Consider the following 22,946-nt stretch of genomic DNA (forward strand, 5'->3'; position numbering starts at 1 on the left):
TATATATTAACCCCATAACCATTTCGCTCTTTTTAGGTAAGTTTTTAACTGCCACCCCCAAATGCCATAACCAAAAACCAAAAATTGAGGGAAAAATTTTATAGCAAGTAAAATAATTCCTCCTTTACCTCTTGCTCTTGTTGATGTTCTTGCGGCTACATTTGGGTCTATCGATGGAATTTCCCAATTTCCCCAAATATGAATACCTTTTAGGACCATAATCAAACAACAAAAAGCTCCAAAAATACTCATTAATGAAAGGGCTTTAGCACTCATCGATCCTTGTATAATCTTTGGTGATCCATCCTCTTCTTTATTTAAATACATTAGTCCTCCACATAAAAATGGAGATAAAAAACCTATTAAAGCAAACCAAGCTAATACCATAAAAAAAGAGGGTTTTATCCCTCCAATTTTAGATCAACTGTCAATTATTCAATAATTAAGTGTTCACACTCATTTTCAAGTACACCTACCTCAATTCTTCGTCTGGTTGGTTTAATTGCTCCATGTTATAGCTGTGAACTAATGCTTCCATTACTCTCCTCATATGCTGTAATTCTCCAATAAAAGAACCAGCAGAATCTAAAATCTCCTTAAATTGATTAATGTTCTCTTTGTGTTGTCTGCACATTTCATCAACAACTTCGTTCTTGTCTTCTCTGTGGTGTTTCCTTATTCGAGCAAGTTCATTAACCATGTGAGTTGAGGACCTCATATAACCCTCCATGATGCCCTCTATCCTTTCGAGGATACGTTTGTAATCTTCATCATTTGGTCCATCTGGACTTGTTAATAAAACAGCCATAATTAATAATTAAAAATCAATAAATACATCATTAAACAAAAAACAAATAAAGTATATAAATCATTAGTATTACTAAAGTCTGGCTATTTCGCTAATCAACACAGAGGGCGTTCTGTGAGCAATGTAGGTGGTAGTTGTGGTATACCCCGATTCGCTACTACGATTTCAAGAAATTTTTCTCGATTTATAACATATAAGCCTGACTTATCGAAAAAGAGTATTTTCGGAGGGTATACCCCTATTACTAAAGTAATTAACCAAGAATTTCCAAATATAAGCCAAACTTATCAAAAAATATTCCACACTATTAAGCCCTTGTAGCTCAACGGCAGAGCACTTTCTTGGGAAAGGAGTATTGACGGGTTAATAAGAGGAGAACCTGTACTTTATTCCTCTTTATCAATATCTATAACATTATTTTTACTTTGTTTTAATTCTTCTTTACCCCAACTCGATCCAACTACTCCTCCTCCTATCAATCCCATAATAAGACCAAGAATACCTCCTAAAAAACCAATAATTACAGTGGTCGTTATAAGACTTGATAAGAAACCAGCAAATCCACCACCTGTAATTAAATTTATTATCCCAATAAAAATACCCAAAGGAATACCAAAAGAGAAAGAAGTAGAGATAGATCCTTGTATTATTCCTACCAGACCACCTGCCGCTGCGCCTCCAACTGATCCAACAGTTCCTTTAACTTTCCGTTTTACTTCTCTATCTTCCATTGTTTAAAAACTTTTTACTAATTATGGATAATAATTTTTTAAGAATAAATATTCTTAACAAACTAGTCAAATTAAATTGTTGACACTGACTATAAAATTGAATTAATTAGTATCGTTTTGTGAAAAGTTTTTTAATATCCGGATTAGTAGAGGAATACAGAATCAAAACAAATCTCTTCGCTCTCTCACCAAGCCATGCGATCAAAGTTTTTCAACAAAAATATCCAAAAGCTCAAGATATTTTTGTAATACAAAATTTATTTAAAAAGGGAAAATAATTTTGATGGATATAGATAATAATCAAAAACCAAATAAACCAAAAAAATATGGAATATGGGCTTGGGTAGGAGCTATATATGGACCGATTATTTTTTGGGTTCTTTTTGTAAATCTCCCAAAAGTTGAATGGAAATATGTCTTTGAATCTAATAAAACAAGAGTTGCGCGCCACCATCAAAAAGCAAAAGATATTGGATTACCTGGAATACCTTATTGGAGAAATACTGGAACAGGAGCAGTACTTTATGTAAATGAAGAGGACATAGCATACGCAATGTGCGGTCCTGATTTCTCTTGTTCAGAAAAATTAAATGCAAAAAAAGGTATACATTATTTGCCTGTTGAGGGCGGAGCTAAAAGGATTAAAAGTAATGTCATATTTGCTTTAAATAGCTATTGGTGCGATAGCTACGAAATCAACAATTCTGGCAAATGTAGATCAGGTGGTTGGGTTAATGGTTCAGAGAGATAGGATCCTATTTAAGAAATCTTTTAATAAAGAATATTATTGACAACTGATTTACCATTAATGTACTTCTTGAATGCCATAATCTAGATGCTTTTAAATATATTAATTGCCTCATTAATTCCTTTCGTTGTTTGGGTAATTCAAAAAATATCTGGGAATACAGGTCCTAAAGCTTCATATTTGAGAAGGAGAATATTCGCATATGGAATATTAATAATTTTTATTTTTAGCGTTATTGGTTTTATCTCCTTATTTCAAGAGGCACAAGGAAATGGAAAATCAATAGAGATATTATCAAGAGTCTTAGCAAGAGATAGTGTTTTTTGGGCGATATTATTATGGGCGGGTCTATCAAATAAACCAAATGAAGATAAAGGATTTCTTTATTCAATTTGGCAACCCTTTAAAGCTGAATATATTGCTGATAAAAAAAAGATATCTAAATCCCAAAAGAAAATAATTCAGAATAAAGAACCAAAATTTTTAAGTGATGAAACAAAAGAGGGATGGTTAATTGATCAAAAAAATATCTGGTGCAAAAGATTTTATTTAGAGAAAAATCCAAATGCAGATTTAAAACAATATGTTGTAGAGCAAACTGGTAAATTGCTTCCTAACCAACATCCAGAAATAACAAAGGAGCTTAAATTAAAAATTAAAGAAGCAAAATCAGATTGGAAATATTATTTAAATAATGGATGGTTACCTACAGATAAAAAATGGGATTAATGAAACGCTTACTTCTTACACTTCTATTATTTGCTAGTCCTTTATTGGCAGAAGAATTACCAAAAAGACTTTATGGTTCATGGCAATTTACGGGAACAGCTGGTGAAGCTGTAATTGGAGAACTCACAATCACTAAAGACTATGTGGCATACGGATCTTCTCTTAATGGAGTTTGTAGTGACTCATATAAGGTTAAAAGATTAAAGGATGATAATGACTATCCTGATAATTTGGTTGAAGATACAATAGGTTATATCTCCTACAGGACCTATAGATTAATTCTTGATAATCCTGAGAATTGTGTCCACAAAGATGACACGCTCCAAATATCTTTTGAACAGATTCCAATGGGGAAGTTTAAAAATATTTATCCTGATGAACCGAAGTTCATTAATAAAATTAACTTGGTTACTTATATAAGTGGGAAAGTAACTGGTTGGTATTCAAATGGATTTAGATTATCGGAATATATTAGAAAGCCCTGGTCATGGGGAGAAATATGATCAGAAATGAGTATCGTCCACTTAATAATAAGTTTAGACTCTTTGGTTACATAGTTTCCCTTGTAGGACTATTCAAAATAACAATTCCTCAAAATCAATGGCTTCTTATTCCAATCCTTATTCAGAATTTCTACACTCTTAGAGCTCTAAAAAATGGACCTCATAAAGATATCTTCCGGGAATTTAAGATAAATGTTAGTCCTCTAAAAGATCTTTTAAGAATTTTTATAGTTGGATTGGTGGGCTTTTTATATGGAATAAACGTTTCGGCAGGATTTTTAGTAATTATTTATTCAATAACACTAGAGAGGTTTACAGCTGGATTATTAGGAATACTATGCGCTGGGAGCACTCTTTATTTAGTACTTATAACTTTTAATCCTGATTTTGGAAGTAATATTAACCAAAAAAGTTTAAATCCAAAAGAAGATAAGACCCTTTCAGATGTTCAAGTTAATTGGGTAAAAGATAAAGTGGATTCTTTTACAACTAGACTTCCAGAAAAAGAAACTATAGAGAGATTAGGAAATATTTATAATCTCACAGTTACTGCATCAGAAAAAATCTACCAAGATGCAAAAAAGGTTTCAAAGAATAGAGGTAAATCCCTTCCTGATTTAGAGGACATAAACAAAATACTCTCAGAATCTGCTCTCCAAAGATTAACTTTCAATGAAATGGGAGGTCTTTCAATAGATCATGAATATAAAGAACCTAAGAAATCAAAAAGGGAAAATAGTTTAATAAAAAAAAGAGATATAAAATCATCATTACCAAAAAATAGTTCAACAAAAGACCAATTAAAAGAATACAAACAATTATTTGATGAAGGCTTAATAAGTGAAGAGGAATATACTTTACTAAAGAAAAAAGCATTAGATATGTAACCTATTAAAAATCCCAAAAAAATAAAATAAATCTCTCTTGGGATTTACATATATGCGCAGCATGGAGATAACCCCATGCCACCCATTACTTTCCTAAATAGGGACTTTGATGGATAATGAATTTATATCTGAACGAGTTATTCTAACTTCATTCGAACCTGAAATTTTCGCCGAGATCCCATGCCACAACAGGAACCTAGCTACTGGCTAATGAAAAGCGAGCCTGATGCTTATAGCATAGATACTTTAAAAAATGACGGTGAAACTTTATGGGACGGAATAAGAAATTATCAGGCTCGGAACTTTATGAGAAAAATGAATAAAGGAGATAAGGTTTTTTTCTATCATTCGAACTGTAAACCCCCTGGTATTGTGGGACTTATGGAGGTAATAGATTTAAATATTGTTGATCCTACTCAATTTGATAAAGATTCAAAATATTATGATCCAAAATCGAAACCTGATAATCCGAGATGGGATTGTGTAAAAGTAAAATACAAATCTAGATCAGAAAAGATTTTAAGTTTACCTGAATTAAAGATTTTATTTAATGAAGATGAGTTATTAGTTGTGAAAAAAGGGAATAGGTTATCAATATTACCTGTAAGAAATGATATAGCAAAAATACTACTAGAAAAAATATAAAAAATTTTAGTCCTTAAAATTCATTGAGAACATATTGCCAATATAGAGTCTCGTTAAATCCCTATTTTGAAATCCTTTTTGCATCAAAAATCCTGCAATAGCAGCTTGTATTATCCTATATTGATCCCAGTTAGGGTGCTCCTCAACAAATTCTTTCATAGCCCTTTGAAGATTTTCTTGAAGTTCACATTTGAAACTTATTACTTCATCTTTATGATTTATAACTTTTGAATTTTCGTTGTAATTTAACTCTTGCATATTAAAAAATTGTTGAAATTTAAATCTACAAATTCTAGTTTTCTCCAAAATTACTAAATCGTCAACAAGCATTATTAAAAAATAGTCTCAGGTAATAGAATAATGAGATTCCAGTCATAAAAACAGAGGTCACGGAAATTAATTTTATAAAATTAAATTTCACTGAAATATAAAGATTTATGTAAAATCAGAAGTTTTCCACAAGGTTTAGATCAATAGATATTTTTTATAAAAATGTTGTGGAAAAGTTGTGAAAAAATTTTTTTTGAAGGGGAAATATTTTTTAAAATTTCCAATTTTATTTATCTTTTAATCCATTGATTCCCACATGTTTTTTATTTCATAAAATAAATTTTGCGCAATTGGTATCGGCCAATACATTTCGAATGATCTTGTTTGTTCTTGACTTTCAAAAACAAACCTTAAACTCCACTCTTTTTTTTTCCCTTTTAGCTCTATATACCAAGGCAGTTGTTCTAATTCTAAAGAAATAAATTCCTCATCCATTAATTCATTCTTTATATCTAAAAGTTGTTTATTAATTCTTAAAAGTAAAAGATAAAGTGAATGAAATTCCTTTTTTTGTAATTCAATTGACCAATTATCTACTCCAATCAAAAAGCAAAATTTGCCTTTTTTAAAATCTTTCAACAATCTCCACTTTTTTTGGTCTTTTACCAAAATTAACCAGGTAGTAAATCTGGTTGGTCTTGCTCATCGCTTAGTTCAATAATTGACCTTTGAACGGGTTTTATAGTTGACTCCTCCAATAATCCATCAAAATCATCAAAACGTCTTTGTTTAGCTCTAAAAGCAATTTTTACTGTAGTTAGGTATCTATTAGTTGATTTTCTTATTAAACTCTCACCTCTTTTTGCAAGATCATTAGAGTCGATTCCCGTATTATTTGATATGTTCATTAAAAATTTTTTATTATAAAATATATTTTACAGTTTACTGGACAGATTCAAAGCATAAATTACAAAAAGAACTTAATTAATTTATAAAAATTTCATATGGAAAAAAATTTATCTGGAACGCTTGCTATTGATTTAGGGAATACTAACACTGTTGTAGCTTTTCAGGATCAAAAAAATATAAATTATATTTTAGTTGAAATACCAAATATTACTTCATCACCAGGAGTTATACCCACAGCAGTTTGGTACGAAGAGCCTTCAAAAATTTTAAAAATTGGTAATAGTGCTTTGAAGATGAAATATAGCCCTAATTCGGATTTATTTTTTCATTCTAATTTTAAAAGATTAATTGGAAATTCCATTGAAAAAATTAATCAGAAAAATATTTTAAAGCCTATTGAATGTGGCGAAAAATTTTTTAAATTCTTATGGGAAAACATTCCTCAAAAATACGAAATCAAAAGACTTGTTTTAACTGCTCCTATTGACACTTACAAGGGTTACAGAAAATGGTTAGTTAACCTTTGTAGGGATTTATCAGTAGAGGAAATTGCTCTAGTTGATGAACCTACTGCAGCAAGTTTAGGGATTGATTTGCCATTTGGCTCAAAAATTATGACATTTGATATTGGAGGAAGCACTGTAGATATGAACATAGTCAAATTAGAAGGAGGAGAAGGTAAATCTTCTCCAATAGCTGAATTATTAAAATTTAGAGGGAATGATGTAAGCTCAATTTCAAAACAAAAAATAAGATGTGCTGAAATAATAAGTAAAATAGGAACAAAAATTGGAGGCAAAGATATTGATCAATGGATCGTCGATTATTTTATTCCAAACAATAAGTTTGCAAAAAATCTTTTAAGGGCAGAAGAAATAAAATGTAAACTCAGTTCATCTGAAATTAAATATGAGAATAAATACACTACGAAATTTTTAATTGAAGGATCTAAAGAAAAAGAATTTTACATAAGTAAAAAACTATTTGAGAACATTATTATTGAGAATAATTTTCTTAATCTCCTCAACTCCTTACTCAAAGATTTACTGAATGAAGCAAGAGGTAAATTTTGCACAGTAGATGACTTAAGCGCGATTATTTTAGTTGGAGGGGGTTCCCAAATTCCATTAATTAAAGAATGGATAAGTAAAAAGATTCCAAAAATCCCAATAAAATCTCCTCCACCTATTGAATCAATAGCTTTGGGAGCTTTAGCAATGACCCCAGGGACAAAAATTAAAGATATTTTAATAAAAGGATTATCTATAAGATTATTTAATAGAAGAGAACAAAAACACTTTTGGCATCCAATTTTCTGCAAAGGTCAAACATGGCCAACTGAAAAACCATTTAAACTTATTCTTCAAGCTAGTAAAAATAATCAAAAAACATTTGAAATAATAATTGGAGAAACAAAAAATGAAAAAGCATATGATGTTATTTTTGAAAATGGATTACCAAAACTTTCAGAGGTTCAAAGTGAAGAAGAAATTATAAAATGGGACAAAAACCCACTCAAAATCGAACTAAAAAATGCATTAAATATAGGAGAAGACAACTTAAAACTTTTCTTCAAAATAAATGAAAAAGCTGATTTATTAGTTAAGCATTTTGATATTAAAGATGAATTTCTAGGGGAATATAATTTAGGAAATATTTTTTGAACTAAAGTTATTCAAGAAAAACTCCTTCTTCATTATCAATATTATTTAGACGTAAACTAATACTTTCATTTTTACTAGTTGGAACTATTTTTCCGCAAAAATCTGGTTGGATAGGTAATTCTCTATGACCTCTATCTACCATTACTAATAACATCACTTTTTGAGGTCTGCCCCATGAATATAGGGCATCCATTGCAGCTCTAATTGTTCTCCCTGTATAAATCACATCATCTATCAAGAGGATTTCTTGTTTCTCAATAGGTGCTGGAATATCAGTTGCTTTTATTAGGCGAGTTCCAACTCTATTTTGATCATCTCTATAAAAAGTTGGATCAATTATTCCTCTCCTTATTTTTACACCTGACTTATTAAATAATTCTTTTTCTAGCACCTCAGCCAAATCAATTCCTCTAGTAGGAATCCCAACCAAAAGAAGGTTGTCGAGGTTTTTAACTTTTTCGATAATTTCGGAAGTTAAACGTGAAATTGTTTTTCTAAGCTCAACTGCTGTAAGTATTATTACCCTTTTTGTTTTATTAGACATGATTGATCAAAAAAATCTCGTAAAGTATTTAAAAATAAATTAGCAAAAGCTAACTATGTAAAATATAAATTGTTAAAAAGTAGCGTTTAAAGCTAAATTTAAGATTGGATCACAAAACAATAAATTTGATCTAAATATGTCAAAGATTACTAATAACAATATAAATAGATCAAGTATTCCTCAGAGTCCTGTAGTTCTTGCAATACTAGATGGATGGGGACATCGTGAAGACATATCCAATAATGCTATAAAAAGTGCCAATACTCCAATCATGGATTCATTGTGGCATGCATACCCTCATACTTTAATAAGCGCTAGCGGCTCTGATGTTGGACTTCCTGATGGCCAAATGGGGAACTCAGAGGTAGGTCACCTAACCATTGGCTCTGGGAGAATAATCCAACAAGAACTTGTAAGGATTTCAAATGTTATAAAAAATAATCAATTAGAGATGGTTAGTGAGTTTAGGGACTTAGCGGATTCATTAAAGAAGAACAATTCAACATTGCATATCACGGGATTATGTTCTGATGGAGGAGTTCATAGTCACATAGATCATTTGTTAGGTTTAATAAAGTGGGCATCTGATAATGGCATCGAAAAAGTAGCAATACATATTATCACAGATGGAAGAGATACTCCCGCAAAAAGTGCATCTAAATATCTTAATCAAATAGAGTCATGCATAAAAAAATACAATACTGGTGAGATAGTCTCTATTTGCGGAAGATACTGGATAATGGATAGAAATCTTTTATGGGACAGAACAGAAAAAGCTTACGCTAATTTAACTGATCCAGATATTAAAGTAACAAATATTTCTCCTCAGGATTACATAAAAAAAAGTTATGAAAAAAATATTACTGATGAATTTATAGAGCCTATGAGAATGTCAGATAACTATCTGAAAGATGGGGATAGTTTAATTTGCTTTAACTTCCGTCCTGATAGAGCCAGACAAATAATTAAATCTCTTTCAGAACAAAAATTCTCAGATTTTGAAAGAAAAACTTTTCCAAATATTGATTTAGTTACTTTTACTCAATATGACATTAGTTTTCCTGTAAAAGTTGCATTTCCTCCTGAATCTCTTAATAATTTTATTGGCCAAATAGTTTCAGAAAACGGACTTAAACAATACAGAACTGCAGAAACAGAAAAATATCCTCACGTTACATATTTTTTTAATGGAGGAGTAGAAATTCCCTTACCTGGAGAAGAGAGACATTTAATTCCATCTCCAAGAGTCGCAACTTATGATTTACAACCTGAGATGTCTGCTGAAGAATTAACAATTAGTTGCTCTAAAGCAATTAAAAGTGGAAACTATGCTTTTGTTGTAATTAATTTTGCTAATCCTGATATGGTAGGTCATACAGGCAATATGAATGCAACAATTAAAGCTATAGAAAAAGTTGATAAATGTATAGGTCAAATAGTAAATGCTACAGGAGAAATGGGTGGAAGTATTCTTATAACCGCCGATCATGGTAACGCAGAGGTAATGAAAGGGGCATCAGGAGAACCATGGACTGCACACACTACAAATAAAGTTCCATTAATTTTTATTGAGGGTGAAAAAAGAAAAATCCCGAATATGGGGAATGAGATTAATTTACGCGAAAATGCTGGCTTAGCAGATATTGCTCCAACCTTACTACAGTTATTAAATCTTCCAATCCCAAAAGAAATGACAGGAAAATCTCTTATTAAAGAGATCGAGTTAAAAGGTTATAATAAAGTCGTACAACACGTCTAAAGTTAATACAAGTCAATAAACAATGATTCAAATTTTAAGTTGGATATGGGTATTTTCTGGGGTTCTTCTGATACTTCTAGTTTTACTTCACAGTCCAAAAGGCGATGGAATGGGAGGAATAGCTGCCAGTGGAAGCTCAATGTTCAATAGTGCAAGTAGTGCAGAAGCATCTCTAAACAAAATAACTTGGACTTTTTTAGTTATTTTTCTTTCTCTCGCAATTATTCTTAGTGCTGGCTGGATTTCATAAAGTTAGAACAAAAAAAGGGATCATTTTCATGATCCCTTTTTAAAATTAATTTATTGATTATATGTATAGTTAATAATCAAAATCGCCTCCCATACCTGGAGCTCCTGCTGGAGCAGATGAATCTTTTTTCTCAGGTAAGTCTGCAACTATACACTCTGTGGTTAGAACCATTCCAGCTATTGAAGCTGCATTTTGTAATCCTGAACGAGTAACTTTTGCAGGATCAACTATACCAGCTGAGGACATATCTACATATTCTCCTGTAGCAGCATTAAATCCATCATTAAATGGTTTGGATTTTACATTTTCAGCGATCACTGCACCATTAGAGCCTGCATTTTCCGCAATTCTCATTAGAGGAGCAGTAAGTGAAGCTTCAACAATGTTAGCACCAATTAATTCCTCCCCCTCTAAATTTTTATCTGCCCAATCTTTTAGTATTGGAGATAAATGTGCAAGAGTCGTTCCTCCTCCAGGGACAATACCCTCTTCAACAGCAGCCTTTGTAGCATTAATAGCATCTTCAAGACGAAGTTTTTTATCCTTCATCTCGGTTTCTGTTGCAGCTCCAACTTTAATGACTGCTACTCCTCCGGCTAATTTTGCTAAACGTTCTTGAAGCTTTTCTTTGTCGTATGAGGAATCAGTCTCATCCATTTGCTTCTTAATTTGATCACACCTAGCATTGACTGCTTGTTCATTACCCTCTGCCACTATGGTTGTAGTCTCTTTGTTGATAGTTATTCTTCTACCAGTTCCAAGCATATCAATGGTAGCATTCTCTAATTTTAAGCCTGCATCCTCAGTAATGAGTTGACCATTAGTTAGAACAGCCATATCTTCAAGCATTGCTTTTCTTCTGTCACCAAATCCAGGAGCTTTCACTGCCGCAACATTTAATACACCTCTTAGTCTATTTACAACAAGAGTTGCTAAAGCCTCTTTTTCTATATCTTCTGCAATAATTACTAGTGGCTTGCCAGTCTTAGCTATTTGTTCCAAGACAGGAACTAAATCCTGCACTAAGGCAATTTTTTTATCAGTCAAAAGGATATATGGTTCATCTAGAACAGCTTCCATTCTCTCTGTATCAGTTGCAAAATACGGAGAAATGTAGCCTTTATCAAAACGCATACCCTCAGTGACTTCCAATTCAGTAGTCATTGATTTTCCCTCTTCTAAGGAGATAACACCTTCTTTGCCAACTTTATCCATTGCATTGGCGATCATTTGACCTACCTCTTCGTCATTACCAGCAGCAATAGTTCCGCATTGAGCAATAGCATTGCTATCGCTGATAGGTTTAGAATTTTCCTGAATTTTACCCACAAGAAATTCCGTAGCCTTATCAATTCCTTTTTTTAAAGTGATTGCATTAGCTCCAGCGGCAACATTTCTTAAACCTGCTTTAACCATTGCATGAGCTAAAACAGTAGCAGTTGTGGTACCATCTCCAGCTGCATCATTTGTTTTTGATGCTGCTTGTCTGATTAATGCGACTCCTGTATTTTCAATGTGGTCTTCTAATTCAATCTCTTTGGCGATTGTTACACCGTCATTAATGATTTGTGGAGCACCAAATTTTTTTTCCAGTACAACGTTTCTTCCTTTGGGTCCTAGCGTTACAGCTACAGACTCAGCAAGGATATCGATTCCTCTCTCGAGCGCTCTACGAGCTTGCTCATTGTAAATAATTCTTTTAGCCATGTTTAGGCAGTAATTTAGTAATAAGTTTTAATAATTTTTGAAACAAATATTTTAGCCAACTACAGCTAAAATATCTTTTTCTGAGAGTAAGACATATTCATCTCCCCCCAATTTAATGTCTGTTCCAGCGTATTTGCTGTACAGGACTTTATCGCCAATACTCACTTCTGGAGTTTGCCGAGAACCGTCGTCATTAAGTTTCCCAGGACCTACCTGAGCAACTTCTCCAACCTGTGGTTTTTCTTTAGCTGTATCAGGCAAAAGAATGCCCCCAGCAGTTTTTTCCTCAGATGCGGAAACTTTAATAAATATTCTATCTCCCAGTGGTTTTACTGTAGAGACTGTAAGTGAAACAGCTGCCATAGATTAATGGAGGATCATAATTGAGACGCTTAGCGTCATAAAAATGGAAAGAGGAATTCTCTATCCGTATCATCAACAACATAATCCGCGAAGCAGCAATTAAACCATACTTTAACTGTGCGGGTGGCCGAACCGATTTAACGAATCTACCCATTAGATGGTAGTATTTTCGGATTATAAGCTGTTAAAAATCAGCTATTCATCACCAAACAATAAAAAATGGTAGCAACTCCATCAACTTCTTCACAAACAAAGGGCGTAGTACGTCAGGTAATTGGACCAGTTCTAGATGTGGAATTTCCAGCTGGCAAATTGCCTAAAATATTAAATGCATTAAGAATTGAAGCAAAAAATCCTGCAGGGCAGGAAATAGCGCTTACTGCAGAGGTTCAGCAACTCCTTGGAGACCATAGAGTAAGAGCAGTGGCAATGAGTGGCACAGATGGCCTTGTCAGAGGCATGGAGGCAATCGACACAGGAGCACCAATATCAGTACCTGTAGGAGAAGCAACTTTAGGAAGAATATTCAATGTTTTAGGAGAACCAGTTGACGAACAAGGTCCAGTAAATACTAAAGATACTGCGCCAATTCATAGAGCTGCTCCAAAATTAACTGACCTTGAAACCAAGCCAAAAGTTTTTGAAACTGGAATTAAAGTTATTGATCTTTTAGCTCCCTACAGACAAGGAGGAAAAGTTGGATTATTTGGAGGCGCTGGTGTTGGTAAGACCGTTCTTATTCAAGAGTTAATTAATAACATCGCGAAAGAACATGGTGGGGTTTCAGTTTTTGGAGGCGTAGGAGAAAGAACAAGAGAAGGGAACGATCTATATGAAGAATTTAAAGAATCAGGAGTAATAAATGCAGATGATTTAACTCAATCAAAAGTTGCATTATGTTTTGGACAAATGAATGAGCCACCTGGGGCAAGAATGAGAGTTGGCTTATCTGCTCTTACAATGGCTGAACATTTTAGAGATGTAAATAAGCAAGACGTTCTACTTTTTGTTGATAACATTTTTAGATTTGTTCAAGCAGGCTCTGAAGTATCAGCTTTACTTGGAAGAATGCCTTCTGCGGTTGGATATCAACCAACTCTTGGAACTGATGTCGGTGAATTACAAGAGAGAATCACATCTACATTAGAAGGATCAATTACATCAATTCAGGCTGTTTATGTACCTGCTGATGACCTGACTGACCCAGCTCCAGCAACAACCTTCGCACATTTAGATGCTACTACAGTACTTGCGAGAGCTCTTGCAGCTAAGGGGATATATCCAGCAGTTGATCCATTAGACTCAACAAGTACTATGCTTCAACCCTCAGTGGTTGGCGATGAGCATTACAAAACTGCTAGAGCTGTTCAATCAACTTTGCAGAGATATAAAGAATTACAAGACATTATTGCAATTCTTGGCTTAGATGAACTTTCTGAAGAAGATAGATTAACTGTCGACAGAGCTAGAAAAATTGAAAAATTCCTTTCCCAACCTTTCTTCGTAGCAGAAATATTTACGGGAATGTCAGGTAAATACGTAAAATTAGAAGACACCATAGCTGGTTTCAATATGATTTTGTCAGGTGAATTAGATGATCTACCCGAACAGGCTTTTTACTTAGTTGGTAACATTGATGAAGTAAAAGCAAAGGCTGAAAAAATAAAGTCAGAAAAATAAATTTCTGAATTTATAACAATTAACCTCTAAATAATTTCAAATTAATGGCAATTTCTCTTAAAGTTTTAGCTCCCAATAAAAATGTTTATCAAGGCGAAGCTGAAGAAGTAATACTTCCTAGTACTACTGGTCAACTTGGTGTACTACCTGGACATATTTCTTTAGTAACAGCTATTGATATTGGCGTTTTAAGGATGAGAATGAATTCTCAGTGGAAATCGATAGCATTAATGGGTGGCTTCGCTGAAATCGAATCAGATGAAGTCATAGTTCTTGTTAACAATGCAGAAATTGGATCAGAAATTAATGTTCAAAATGCCGAACAAGATCTTAAGAAAGCAAAATTAACAATTAGTAAATTTACTGAAAATGAAAAAAATTCTGAGAGAATAAAAGCTTTGAAGGAAATTTCTAAGGCCGAGGCAAGGATTCAAGCTGCAAAGAACTAATTAATTTTTAAGCAGTTCCACAAAAGGCTACTTCCGGAAACTTTAACTTAGCTTCCTCTAATTTCTTTGTCTTTCCCTCTTCTTGCCAATAATTGATTACTTCTGTTGCTTTATTCAATATCTCAACTCTCTCATTATCTGTAATCCAACCTTTATTTTCTAATTCACTTTTTAATTTTTCCCAAGCATCATCTCTTGGCCAAAAATAATAAGCAGTGAGAGGGCTTGGGCCTCCTCCTACTATTTGATCAACAGCTAAAGCAACATTATCAGGTAACCACAAAACTTTGATAATGAATCTTCCTTCATCAGGTTTAGGGGTATAACCAGTAGGTACTCCATCTTCATCTATTGTGGCAGCTGCTAAAACAGCTGTAGCACTTATCATTCCTGTATTGGGTGGAGAATTTTTAGACTTTGGGTCATCACTATTTTTTTCTTTTGAATTTTGATTTAACTTATCAGATGAAGTCATTCACATATTTATGATTAATTAACAATTTATCAGTTTATGGACACATTTTGATTGATTTTTTCAAAATTTCTTGATTTTAGTTATTGATACTTTCTAAACAAAAATTTTATCTATCATGCGAAACTTGATAAAAATCATAAATTGTAGCTTCTAATGAATCCCAAAGATCCTTAGGTATATCGTTTTCTTCTGCAAACATTCCTAGCTGACTAGCTAAGCCTCTTGCTTGAGAGAGTTTCGAATCGTATGAATCTGACTTATTCATTTTTAAACATTGAGCTTTATAAAAATAAATCTATTAACTAGATAAGTCAAATTTAAAACTCTAAATCAGAAATTTCTTTTAGTGCAGCAATACTTAAAACTTCTGGTTTTTTATCTTTAACAAGAACATCATCTTCTATTCTTATCCCAATGCCTTTCCATTTATCGTCAATAAGGGGTTGTCCCTCAGGAACTGGTATCCTATCGCTTATATATATACCGGGTTCGACTGTAAGAATCATGCCATTCTGCAATGGCATTTCGTAGTCTCCCATTCTGTATGCTCCAACATCATGAACATCCAAGCCGAGCCAATGACCGGTTCTATGCATATAAAGATGTTTATAAGATTGATTCTCAATTATCTCCTCAGTACTACCCGCTAATAAACCAATTTCTTTTAATCCTTCTATCAAAATTGTTAAGGCAACATTATGCACAGAACTAGAATTAGATCCAGATATGGCACTTTTAATTGCATTTTTCTGGGCAGTCAATACAATTTCGTAAATTACTTTTTGCTCTTCAGAAAATTTTCCACCTATTGGAATGGTCCTTGTTATGTCTCCATTGTAATAATCAGTTAGTGAGCAGCCAGCATCTACCAACAATAAATCATTCTTTTTTAAGGGTGAATTATTTGAGGTGTAATGCAAAATACATGCATTATCTCCTGAAGCAACAATAGAGTTATAGGCTGGTCCTCTCGCCCCTTTTTCTAAAAAGAATCCTTCTATAAGACCCTGAATTTGTCTTTCATTTTTCTTTGATGAGATAGATTCTCTTACTAGTTCATGAGCTTCTGCAGAAATTTGTATAGCCTCTCTCATTCTCTTAATTTCAAATTCACTTTTAATTAATCTCATCTCATTTAAGTAAATTTCTGGAGATTTTATAGAATTTGCCCCAAATCCTAATCTTGAACGATTTTCAATTTGTTGTGAAAAAATCTCCAGAACTATTTTTTCAATTAATGAATGCTTTCCAATTGAAAAAACAAGTTCATCAGATCCATCTATGTAACTTGGGAGTAAATCTCTTAGTTCGGTTATTGAGTGAGCCTTATCAGCCTTAAACTCTTTTTCAGCACCTTCCATACCCCATCTGAAGCCATGCCAAACCTCACTTATAATATCTTTTGGAGCAACAAACATGATAAATCTTTCTCCCTTTGGCTTATGCGATAAGAATAGAGCGATTGCATCTGGCTCATCAAAACCAGTTAGATACCAAAAGTTACTATCTTGTCTAAAAGGATATTCACAATCAGCATGATGCTTTACAAGATTAGCCCCAGGGATAATAGCAGCTTTTCCATCTAATTTATTTAAGAAAATTTCTCTTCTTTCTTCAAAAACTTTATTGTCAGTATTAAACATAAAATTGTGTATTGGCGTGTTTAAAAAAAAAATGGAAGAATGAATTAATACAGATTTAGTATTTAGTCTATTTTAATGGAACCAAGCGTTTACGGTTTAGTTTTTCTTATATTAATTATATTAATTGGGTCAGCATGTTGTTCGGGAGTAGAAGCTGCTTTTTTAGCTGTAAATTCAATTCGAGTTCTAGAAATAGCATCAAAACAAAAACCAAAAAGTACTGCAAATCAACTCCTTAAACTTAGAAGACATCTTGGACGGACATTAACTGTAATTACTATTACTAATAATGGATTTAACATAATTGGAAGTCTTATCCTCGGTGTATACGGAACATTGGTGATTAAGAGTAGTTATGGCTTAACCCTTTTCTCAATTGCTTTTTATATATTAGTTGTTCTAGTTGGAGAAGTACTACCAAAAGCTCTTGGAACAAGATTTTCCGTACAAATAGCATTACTTTCTGTTCCAATCTTAAGAATATTAAATACTTTAATGCGGCCGTTCTTAGTATTAATAGAACAAATATTTCCAGTTATTACTGCAGAAAATGAAATTTCAACTGATGAAGAAGAAATTAGACAAATGGCAAAAATTGGTAGTCAGAAAGGTTTAATAGAAGCTGATGAGGCAGCAATGATATTTAAGGTTTTTCAATTAAATGATTTAAAAGCAAAAGATTTAATGATCCCTAGAGTATCAGTACCCTGTCTTAATGGCTCTTCTTCTCTTGAAGAAATTTCAAAACTCATAATGTTTGATAGCTCTCCATGGTGGGTAATTTTAGGGGATAAAGTTGACAAAATACAAGGGGTAGTTAAGCGCGAGAGTATGTTAGCTGAATTAATTAATGGGGAAAATAAAAAATTATTATCAGACATTAGCGAACCTGTGGACTACATTCCCGAAATGATCAAGGCTGATCAATTATTAACAAGATTTGACAAGAATCATAAAGGAGTGAAAGTAGTAGTAGATGAATTTGGGGGATTTGTGGGGATTATTGGTGCAGAAGCTGTTTTATCTGTATTAGCTGGCTGGTGGAAAAAATAAATCATGAAAAAGAGGATTAATAAAAATTATTTTCTTTTAAAAAATTGGTGGGAGAGTATTGATTTTACCAACTATGAAAAAAGTTTTTTTAATAGAGAAATCATTTATTTTAATCAACAACTTTTTAGGTTTAAAGAAAAAAAAATAAGAATCGGCGCATATGGTAAATCAGGCGTAGGTAAATCCTCTGTTTTAAATTCTTTATTAAAAAAAGATATCTTCAAAATTGATATAATCAATGGGAGCACAAGAGAAATACAAGCTCAAGAATTGAATCTTAAAGATCAAACACTCAATAGTGTAGAGTTTCTAGATTCTCCAGGATTTGATTTCTGCGATATTAAATTCCCAGATAAAGTTTATTCCTATATAAAAAACTCAGATCTAATTTTATTTATAATCTCGGGAGATTTAAATAGAAATGAATTAAGCGAAATTAACTCTTTTATTAAAGATGGGAAAAAAATTATTATTATTTTTAACAAAATAGACCTTTTTAATAAACTTGAATTAAGGGAAATAATAGAAAATATAAAACTTAAGCTTCCACAAGATTTAAATATTCCTATAATTGTTAATCATGAAAACAATCTTAGAGATTACATAACAGAAATAATAAATCAACATGGTGAGGAATTATTAACACTAAATTCTCTTCAATCAGCTGACAAATTGTTTCTGCAGATAAAAGAGCAAAGGTTGAAAAGAAGGCAGAAATTAGCTCAATCAACAATAGGTAAATTTTCGACCATAAAGGCATCAACAGTAGCTCTTAATCCTTTTATTTTGATTGATGTTGCCGGTAGTTTTGCAATAGATACGGCATTGATTAGTGAATTAAGTAAGATTTACGGCTTTAATTTGAAAGATGAATCTACAACAAAAATATTTAAAAATATTTCTATTAATAATTTATTTTTGGGCGTTACCCAAGTCGGAGTTAATACATCTTTCAACCTTATTAAGAAAGTAATTTTATTAACGGCACCTTTCACCAATGGGCTATCATTGGTACCTTATGGACCTATAGCAATTATTCAAGCAGCAGTAGCAGTGTACTCTACAAAAATCCTTGGTAAATTAGCCGCTAAAGAGATATTTATAAGAAGCAAAGCTTCCTTTATAGAACCTTATACAATTATTCAAAATATTAAACTTAATGAACCAGAGATTTTCAAATATATGAATATCTATCTATCAAAAAGAAATTTAAACAATAATTTTGTTAGTTTTTTACCTTAAAATCTAAAATGAAAAAAAGTATTGCATTATTTGGTACTAGTGCAGATCCTCCTACCATTGGACATAAAAAAATACTTGAAGAATTATCCAAAATTTATGCTTTCACCATTAGCTATGTGAGCAACAATCCCAAAAAAAAGCATACAGAGGATATCTCAATTCGCAGCCATTTATTAAAAACCCTTATACAAGATTTAGATAATCCTAAAATTTTATTTAATCAAAGAGTTAGTAGCCAATGGGCTGTAGAGTCAATTAAAAAATGTAAAGAAATTTATGAATTTAATAATTTAGATTTTGTTATTGGGAGTGATTTAATTAAAGATATTTTCTACTGGAAAAATTTTGACAAAATTATAGAAGAGGTTAGTTTTTTTATAATTTTAAGAGAGGGATATCCTGTGGAGTCAAAGACTCTTAAAATGTTAAAAAACCATAACGTGAAATTTAAGGTTTCAACCATTAAAATCCCAAAGATTTCAAGTTCTAAATTTAGATTAAATTTTAATTGTTCTAATTTACCAACCTCATTAATAGATATAGTTAAGAAGAATAATTTATATGAATCCACTAAATTAGTTGAATGAAGTTTTTACTTGCTCAAATAAATCCAATTGTTGGCGATTTAGAGGGCAATGCAAAAAAAATACTTTTTATTGCTTCGCAAGCTAGCTCAACTTCAGCTGATTTAGTTCTTACTCCAGAATTATCATTATGGGGATATCCAGCAAATGACCTGCTTCTAAAAAAACATTTAATCAAAAATCAATATCAAATTCTTGACCAATTAGCTTTAGATATCAAAAAAAAATATGGAAATATGAGTATCACAGTAGGGATAGCTGAGATAATAAATGATTCTTTTTTCCCAAATCTTTATAATTCTATTGCATTGCTTGAGCGCGGTGAATGGAAAATAATTGCTCGCAAAATTATTCTTCCTACCTATGAGGTATTTGATGAAAAAAGATACTTTAGATCAGAAGAAAAAGTTTCCGTATTAATAAAAGAAGTTAATAATAAAACTTGGCGACTTGGTTTTACTATATGTGAGGATTTATGGGTCAACAAAAATATAGAAGGCAGAGGAATTCATAAAAAGAATCCAATTTTTGATTTAAAGAAAAAAAAAGTTGATATCTTAGTAAATTTATCGGCCTCCCCATATACCTTCAAAAAGTTAGAGCTACGAACCAAAGTTTCCAGTTTTGCTGCTCAATATCTTCAAGTACCGTTGATATATGTAAACCAGGTTGGAGCAAATGATAATTTAATTTTTGATGGAAATAGTTTTATTCTTGATAAGAAAGGATCTAAAATTAAGCAATTAAAATCTTTTTCAGAAGACCTCTCCAGTTGGGACATTAAGCAAACAAAACCTCAAAATAATAAATTTGAAAAGTCTGATATGTCATCAATTTTTGATGCATTAGTTCTTGGAGTGAGGGATTATGCTCAAAAATGCGGTTTTAAAACAGCTTTAATTGGACTTAGTGGTGGAATTGATTCAGCACTAGTTTCAGCAATTGCGACAGCTGCTCTTGGCAGTAATAATATTTATTGCGTCTCAATGCCCTCCAAGTGGAGCTCATCTCATTCAAAAAGTGATGCGAAGGATTTAGCGAGAAGATTAAAAATAAATTTCAATAGTATCCCAATTGAAAACTTGATGAGCTCTTTTGAAGAGTCTTTTCTAAAAACCATATCATTCAAGATGGCTGAAATAACAAATCAAAATATTCAATCAAGGATCAGAGGAACGCTTTTAATGGCTTTAGCAAATCAAGAAAAGCATTTATTACTTTCTACAGGAAATAAATCAGAGCTAGCTGTGGGATATTGCACACTTTATGGTGATATGAATGGGGGATTATCGGTAATTGGGGATTTATACAAAACTAATGTTTTTCAATTATCCAATTGGCTTGATAGTGAGGATTCAATTAATCATAGAAAATCATATATGTTAGATACCAATGTAAATATAATTGGAGAAAATATACGAACTAAAGCTCCAAGTGCCGAATTAGGTCCTAATCAATTAGATACTGATTCTCTTCCACCTTATCCTATTTTAGATAATATTCTTAAAGGAATTATTGAAGAGAAAAAAGATTTACAACAACTAGAAGAAGATGGTTATAAAAAAGAATTACTTTTAAAAATAATCTCACTTATAAAAAAAGCGGAATTCAAAAGAAAGCAGGCTCCACCTATTCTTAAAATAAGCAGCCAATCATTAGGAAGTGACTGGAGAGTGCCAATTGCAATATCTTATTAATCGCTATAAGAACAATGTTGGATTTTTTTCAAAGGCCGTTTAACTGAATCAAGGTTAATGCCTTTTTTGATTGCAAGAATTATGCCTGCAGCTTCTAAATAATTATCCACTTCAAAAAGATTGGGATAATCATATAACTTATTTGTCACATTTAATGTATTTTGATTTTTTACAGAGATAATATTTAAACCTTTTTCAATTCCTGATAGTACTGCTTCTCCACCTAGTGCCCCATCAGGAACAACAATAGATTCAATCTGATCAGGGTGAAGTGAGATTAATTCATTTTTTGCTGGCAATTCAACAATGTCAGGTGCATTGCTTAACCCAATCAGTACTGATGGTAAAAAAGTATATCCTATTTCTTCTGCAGCTGCACGAGGATCTAAATTTTCATTAAATTCAATTGGATTTAAAGCAGGTGCGTGAGCGCAGGGCACTTTTAAGAATTTGCTTATTAAATGACTTATAACTGCTTCGACTCCAGAAATAGGATCAACTCCTTTTCCTTCTCGATAAATATTTGTTTCTGAAGAATCTGAATCATCTGGAAATTTTGCCACAATTGCTATAGCCGTAACTCCTTTTTCTATTAAACATTTTCCAGCATCAATTAGAGTATCAGGATTTTCAATTATGCCTCCACTTATTTTTGAAGAATCAGAATCAATAACTATTTTTAATGGTTTTTTTGTAATCACATAAGAATGAACATTAATCCCTAAAGTAGAGACACATGCATCAGCAACTTGTAAATGTCGTACTAATATTTGACTTTCAATGGCTGAATCAAAAATTATCCCAATTTTCTGTTGCTTAACCCTTTTTAAAGCGATTTCTCCTTTAGCAAGTCGGTCTAAACTATAGCCTTCAACATAAAAAATATTTTTATCTTTTTCAGAAAGAGTACCGCCATTCATAACATTTGGATGAGTAATTAAACATCCACTTGCAGATGCTAATAATTTAGCGGTAGGAAGTGCATCCCCAGCAAAACCTCCTACTTCACAGCCAATACCAGTTGGAATAATAAATATTGTTGGTGAATTTTCCATTAATAAAAATATTTCAATTTATATTTTTTAATTAGCTAAAACAGCTTTAATTTTAAGTTTTTTTGTTCCAAAAGTGTCAATAGAATTTTGAATATCAACGATTGACCATCGAATTACATCACCTTTTTTTTCTAGACTTATCATGATAAATTGCCTTAAGTTTTTTAATTTTATTGAAACTGGCCAATCTAAATAAAAATCAACTGAACTTAATTTCATTTTTGATATTTACCAAATTGATCATTATATAAATCATCTTCTACTTCTTTACCAATAACAATATTTAAATCTGACTTAGGATATGCCACACATAAAAGTGCAAAGCCCTTTTCCCTTAAATCATCATTTAATCCCATAGCATCTTCTTGATCTACAGATCCTTCCAATATCATAGAAGCACAATCTGTACAAACTCCAGAACAACAACTACTTGGTAAATCTATTCCATTCATTTTTGCCGCTGAAATAATATCTTGATCCTCGGGACATAAAAAACTTAAAGTCTTTTGTTCAAATTGAACTTTTATATTGTATTCAGGCATATCCTAAAT

General features: G+C 32.1%; 29 protein-coding genes. 14 read left to right on the top strand and 15 right to left on the bottom strand.

Going from position 1 to position 22,946, the window contains the following annotated elements; translation table 11 throughout:
• Positions 1 to 6: 6 nt before the first annotated feature.
• From HA141_RS08065 to HA141_RS08075, 3 genes are all read right to left on the bottom strand, one after another.
• A complete protein-coding gene (locus HA141_RS08065) occupies positions 7 to 387 on the bottom strand; it encodes a hypothetical protein (RefSeq protein WP_209118639.1) in 381 nt (126 codons plus the stop codon).
• A gap of 85 nt (positions 388 to 472) precedes the next feature.
• The gene (locus HA141_RS08070) at positions 473 to 718 is read right to left on the bottom strand and encodes a hypothetical protein (protein ID WP_209118641.1); all 246 of its coding nucleotides are present in this window, start codon (positions 716 to 718) and stop codon (positions 473 to 475) included.
• A 476-nt stretch (positions 719 to 1,194) separates the two neighbouring features.
• On the bottom strand, positions 1,195 to 1,539 hold the full coding sequence (locus HA141_RS08075; protein WP_209118643.1) for a hypothetical protein: 345 nt from the start codon (positions 1,537 to 1,539) through the stop codon (positions 1,195 to 1,197).
• A gap of 283 nt (positions 1,540 to 1,822) precedes the next feature.
• Between HA141_RS08075 and HA141_RS08080 the strand changes: the two genes are divergently transcribed.
• The 5 genes from HA141_RS08080 to HA141_RS08100 all read left to right on the top strand — a co-directional run bounded on the left by HA141_RS08080 (position 1,823) and on the right by HA141_RS08100 (position 5,051).
• Entirely contained in the window at positions 1,823 to 2,290 is a 468-nt protein-coding gene (locus HA141_RS08080) for a hypothetical protein (protein ID WP_209118645.1), read from the top strand.
• 84 nt (positions 2,291 to 2,374) lie between these two features.
• The gene (locus HA141_RS08085) at positions 2,375 to 3,016 is read left to right on the top strand and encodes a DUF1651 domain-containing protein (protein ID WP_209118647.1); all 642 of its coding nucleotides are present in this window, start codon (positions 2,375 to 2,377) and stop codon (positions 3,014 to 3,016) included.
• Positions 3,016 to 3,519: a hypothetical protein gene (locus HA141_RS08090; RefSeq protein ID WP_209118650.1), complete on the top strand. Its 504-nt coding sequence runs from the start codon at positions 3,016 to 3,018 to the stop codon at positions 3,517 to 3,519. Before HA141_RS08085 ends, HA141_RS08090 begins: the two co-directional genes overlap by 1 nt.
• Complete coding sequence (locus HA141_RS08095; protein ID WP_209118652.1) at positions 3,516 to 4,406, top strand: SHOCT domain-containing protein; 891 nt, start codon at positions 3,516 to 3,518, stop codon at positions 4,404 to 4,406. Before HA141_RS08090 ends, HA141_RS08095 begins: the two co-directional genes overlap by 4 nt.
• 180 nt (positions 4,407 to 4,586) lie before the next feature.
• Positions 4,587 to 5,051: an EVE domain-containing protein gene (locus HA141_RS08100; protein ID WP_209118654.1), complete on the top strand. Its 465-nt coding sequence runs from the start codon at positions 4,587 to 4,589 to the stop codon at positions 5,049 to 5,051.
• Between the two features lie 6 nt (positions 5,052 to 5,057).
• Here HA141_RS08100 and HA141_RS08105 read toward each other — a convergent pair whose 3' ends face one another.
• The 3 genes from HA141_RS08105 to HA141_RS08115 form a co-directional block, all read right to left on the bottom strand.
• Positions 5,058 to 5,309 (bottom strand): DUF2811 domain-containing protein, encoded by a 252-nt coding sequence (locus HA141_RS08105; RefSeq protein WP_209119216.1) that lies wholly within the window; start codon positions 5,307 to 5,309, stop codon positions 5,058 to 5,060.
• 309 nt (positions 5,310 to 5,618) lie between these two features.
• Positions 5,619 to 5,990, bottom strand: coding sequence for a DUF1818 family protein (locus tag HA141_RS08110; RefSeq protein ID WP_209118656.1), 372 nt, complete (start codon positions 5,988 to 5,990; stop codon positions 5,619 to 5,621).
• Between the two features lie 2 nt (positions 5,991 to 5,992).
• Positions 5,993 to 6,229: a DNA-directed RNA polymerase subunit omega gene (locus HA141_RS08115; protein WP_079298258.1), complete on the bottom strand. Its 237-nt coding sequence runs from the start codon at positions 6,227 to 6,229 to the stop codon at positions 5,993 to 5,995.
• Between the two features lie 96 nt (positions 6,230 to 6,325).
• Between HA141_RS08115 and HA141_RS08120 the strand changes: the two genes are divergently transcribed.
• Positions 6,326 to 7,894 (top strand): Hsp70 family protein, encoded by a 1,569-nt coding sequence (locus HA141_RS08120; RefSeq protein ID WP_209118658.1) that lies wholly within the window; start codon positions 6,326 to 6,328, stop codon positions 7,892 to 7,894.
• A gap of 7 nt (positions 7,895 to 7,901) precedes the next feature.
• Here HA141_RS08120 and pyrR read toward each other — a convergent pair whose 3' ends face one another.
• Positions 7,902 to 8,438, bottom strand: coding sequence for a bifunctional pyr operon transcriptional regulator/uracil phosphoribosyltransferase PyrR (gene pyrR / locus HA141_RS08125; RefSeq protein WP_209118660.1), 537 nt, complete (start codon positions 8,436 to 8,438; stop codon positions 7,902 to 7,904).
• 136 nt (positions 8,439 to 8,574) lie between these two features.
• On the opposite strand from pyrR, the gene gpmI reads away from it, so the two are divergent.
• Together gpmI and secG are read left to right on the top strand one after the other, a co-directional pair.
• Complete coding sequence (gene gpmI, locus HA141_RS08130; protein ID WP_209118662.1) at positions 8,575 to 10,197, top strand: 2,3-bisphosphoglycerate-independent phosphoglycerate mutase; 1,623 nt, start codon at positions 8,575 to 8,577, stop codon at positions 10,195 to 10,197.
• Positions 10,198 to 10,219: 22 nt separating this feature from the next.
• The gene (gene secG / locus HA141_RS08135; RefSeq protein ID WP_025930835.1) at positions 10,220 to 10,447 is read left to right on the top strand and encodes a preprotein translocase subunit SecG; all 228 of its coding nucleotides are present in this window, start codon (positions 10,220 to 10,222) and stop codon (positions 10,445 to 10,447) included.
• 69 nt (positions 10,448 to 10,516) lie between these two features.
• Here secG and groL read toward each other — a convergent pair whose 3' ends face one another.
• Both groL and groES read right to left on the bottom strand, forming a co-directional pair.
• Complete coding sequence (groL, locus tag HA141_RS08140) at positions 10,517 to 12,154, bottom strand: chaperonin GroEL (RefSeq protein ID WP_209118664.1); 1,638 nt, start codon at positions 12,152 to 12,154, stop codon at positions 10,517 to 10,519.
• A 51-nt stretch (positions 12,155 to 12,205) separates the two neighbouring features.
• Complete coding sequence (groES, locus tag HA141_RS08145; RefSeq protein ID WP_032527362.1) at positions 12,206 to 12,517, bottom strand: co-chaperone GroES; 312 nt, start codon at positions 12,515 to 12,517, stop codon at positions 12,206 to 12,208.
• A gap of 219 nt (positions 12,518 to 12,736) precedes the next feature.
• On the opposite strand from groES, the gene atpD reads away from it, so the two are divergent.
• Both atpD and atpC read left to right on the top strand, forming a co-directional pair.
• Positions 12,737 to 14,197 carry a F0F1 ATP synthase subunit beta gene (gene atpD, locus HA141_RS08150; protein WP_209118667.1) on the top strand — a complete coding sequence of 487 codons (1,461 nt, stop codon included), beginning with the start codon at positions 12,737 to 12,739 and terminating at the stop codon, positions 14,195 to 14,197.
• A gap of 44 nt (positions 14,198 to 14,241) precedes the next feature.
• Positions 14,242 to 14,646 (top strand): ATP synthase F1 subunit epsilon, encoded by a 405-nt coding sequence (gene atpC, locus HA141_RS08155; protein ID WP_209118669.1) that lies wholly within the window; start codon positions 14,242 to 14,244, stop codon positions 14,644 to 14,646.
• 7 nt (positions 14,647 to 14,653) lie between these two features.
• On the opposite strand, the gene HA141_RS08160 is transcribed toward atpC, so the two are convergent.
• From HA141_RS08160 to HA141_RS08170, 3 genes are all read right to left on the bottom strand, one after another.
• A complete protein-coding gene (locus HA141_RS08160) occupies positions 14,654 to 15,121 on the bottom strand; it encodes a 30S ribosomal protein PSRP-3 (RefSeq protein WP_209118671.1) in 468 nt (155 codons plus the stop codon).
• 106 nt (positions 15,122 to 15,227) lie between these two features.
• A complete protein-coding gene (locus HA141_RS08165) occupies positions 15,228 to 15,386 on the bottom strand; it encodes a hypothetical protein (RefSeq protein ID WP_209118673.1) in 159 nt (52 codons plus the stop codon).
• Between the two features lie 52 nt (positions 15,387 to 15,438).
• On the bottom strand, positions 15,439 to 16,764 hold the full coding sequence (locus HA141_RS08170; protein ID WP_209118675.1) for an aminopeptidase P N-terminal domain-containing protein: 1,326 nt from the start codon (positions 16,762 to 16,764) through the stop codon (positions 15,439 to 15,441).
• A gap of 75 nt (positions 16,765 to 16,839) precedes the next feature.
• Between HA141_RS08170 and HA141_RS08175 the strand changes: the two genes are divergently transcribed.
• Genes HA141_RS08175 through HA141_RS08190 form a run of 4 tightly spaced genes read left to right on the top strand, consistent with a single transcriptional unit; the run spans position 16,840 to position 21,340 of the window.
• Positions 16,840 to 17,817 (top strand): CNNM domain-containing protein, encoded by a 978-nt coding sequence (locus tag HA141_RS08175; RefSeq protein ID WP_209118677.1) that lies wholly within the window; start codon positions 16,840 to 16,842, stop codon positions 17,815 to 17,817.
• A gap of 3 nt (positions 17,818 to 17,820) precedes the next feature.
• On the top strand, positions 17,821 to 19,059 hold the full coding sequence (locus HA141_RS08180) for a DUF697 domain-containing protein (protein ID WP_209118679.1): 1,239 nt from the start codon (positions 17,821 to 17,823) through the stop codon (positions 19,057 to 19,059).
• Positions 19,060 to 19,067: 8 nt separating this feature from the next.
• Complete coding sequence (locus HA141_RS08185; RefSeq protein WP_209118681.1) at positions 19,068 to 19,646, top strand: nicotinate-nucleotide adenylyltransferase; 579 nt, start codon at positions 19,068 to 19,070, stop codon at positions 19,644 to 19,646.
• A complete protein-coding gene (locus tag HA141_RS08190) occupies positions 19,643 to 21,340 on the top strand; it encodes an NAD+ synthase (RefSeq protein WP_209118683.1) in 1,698 nt (565 codons plus the stop codon). The genes HA141_RS08185 and HA141_RS08190 overlap by 4 nt, the downstream gene beginning before the upstream one ends.
• Here the strand turns inward: HA141_RS08190 and HA141_RS08195 are convergent.
• The 3 genes from HA141_RS08195 to HA141_RS08205 are packed head-to-tail and all read right to left on the bottom strand — an operon-like array spanning position 21,337 to position 22,937.
• On the bottom strand, positions 21,337 to 22,395 hold the full coding sequence (locus HA141_RS08195) for a DUF3326 domain-containing protein (RefSeq protein WP_209118685.1): 1,059 nt from the start codon (positions 22,393 to 22,395) through the stop codon (positions 21,337 to 21,339). The genes HA141_RS08190 and HA141_RS08195 overlap by 4 nt on opposite strands.
• 27 nt (positions 22,396 to 22,422) lie before the next feature.
• On the bottom strand, positions 22,423 to 22,614 hold the full coding sequence (locus HA141_RS08200; RefSeq protein ID WP_209118688.1) for a hypothetical protein: 192 nt from the start codon (positions 22,612 to 22,614) through the stop codon (positions 22,423 to 22,425).
• Complete coding sequence (locus HA141_RS08205) at positions 22,611 to 22,937, bottom strand: 2Fe-2S iron-sulfur cluster-binding protein (protein WP_209118690.1); 327 nt, start codon at positions 22,935 to 22,937, stop codon at positions 22,611 to 22,613. The genes HA141_RS08200 and HA141_RS08205 overlap by 4 nt, the downstream gene beginning before the upstream one ends.
• Positions 22,938 to 22,946 lie beyond the last annotated feature (9 nt).

Origin of the sequence: Prochlorococcus marinus XMU1402, from assembly GCF_017696205.1 — a bacterium.
GTDB classification, from domain to species: domain Bacteria; phylum Cyanobacteriota; class Cyanobacteriia; order PCC-6307; family Cyanobiaceae; genus Prochlorococcus_A; species Prochlorococcus_A marinus_AC.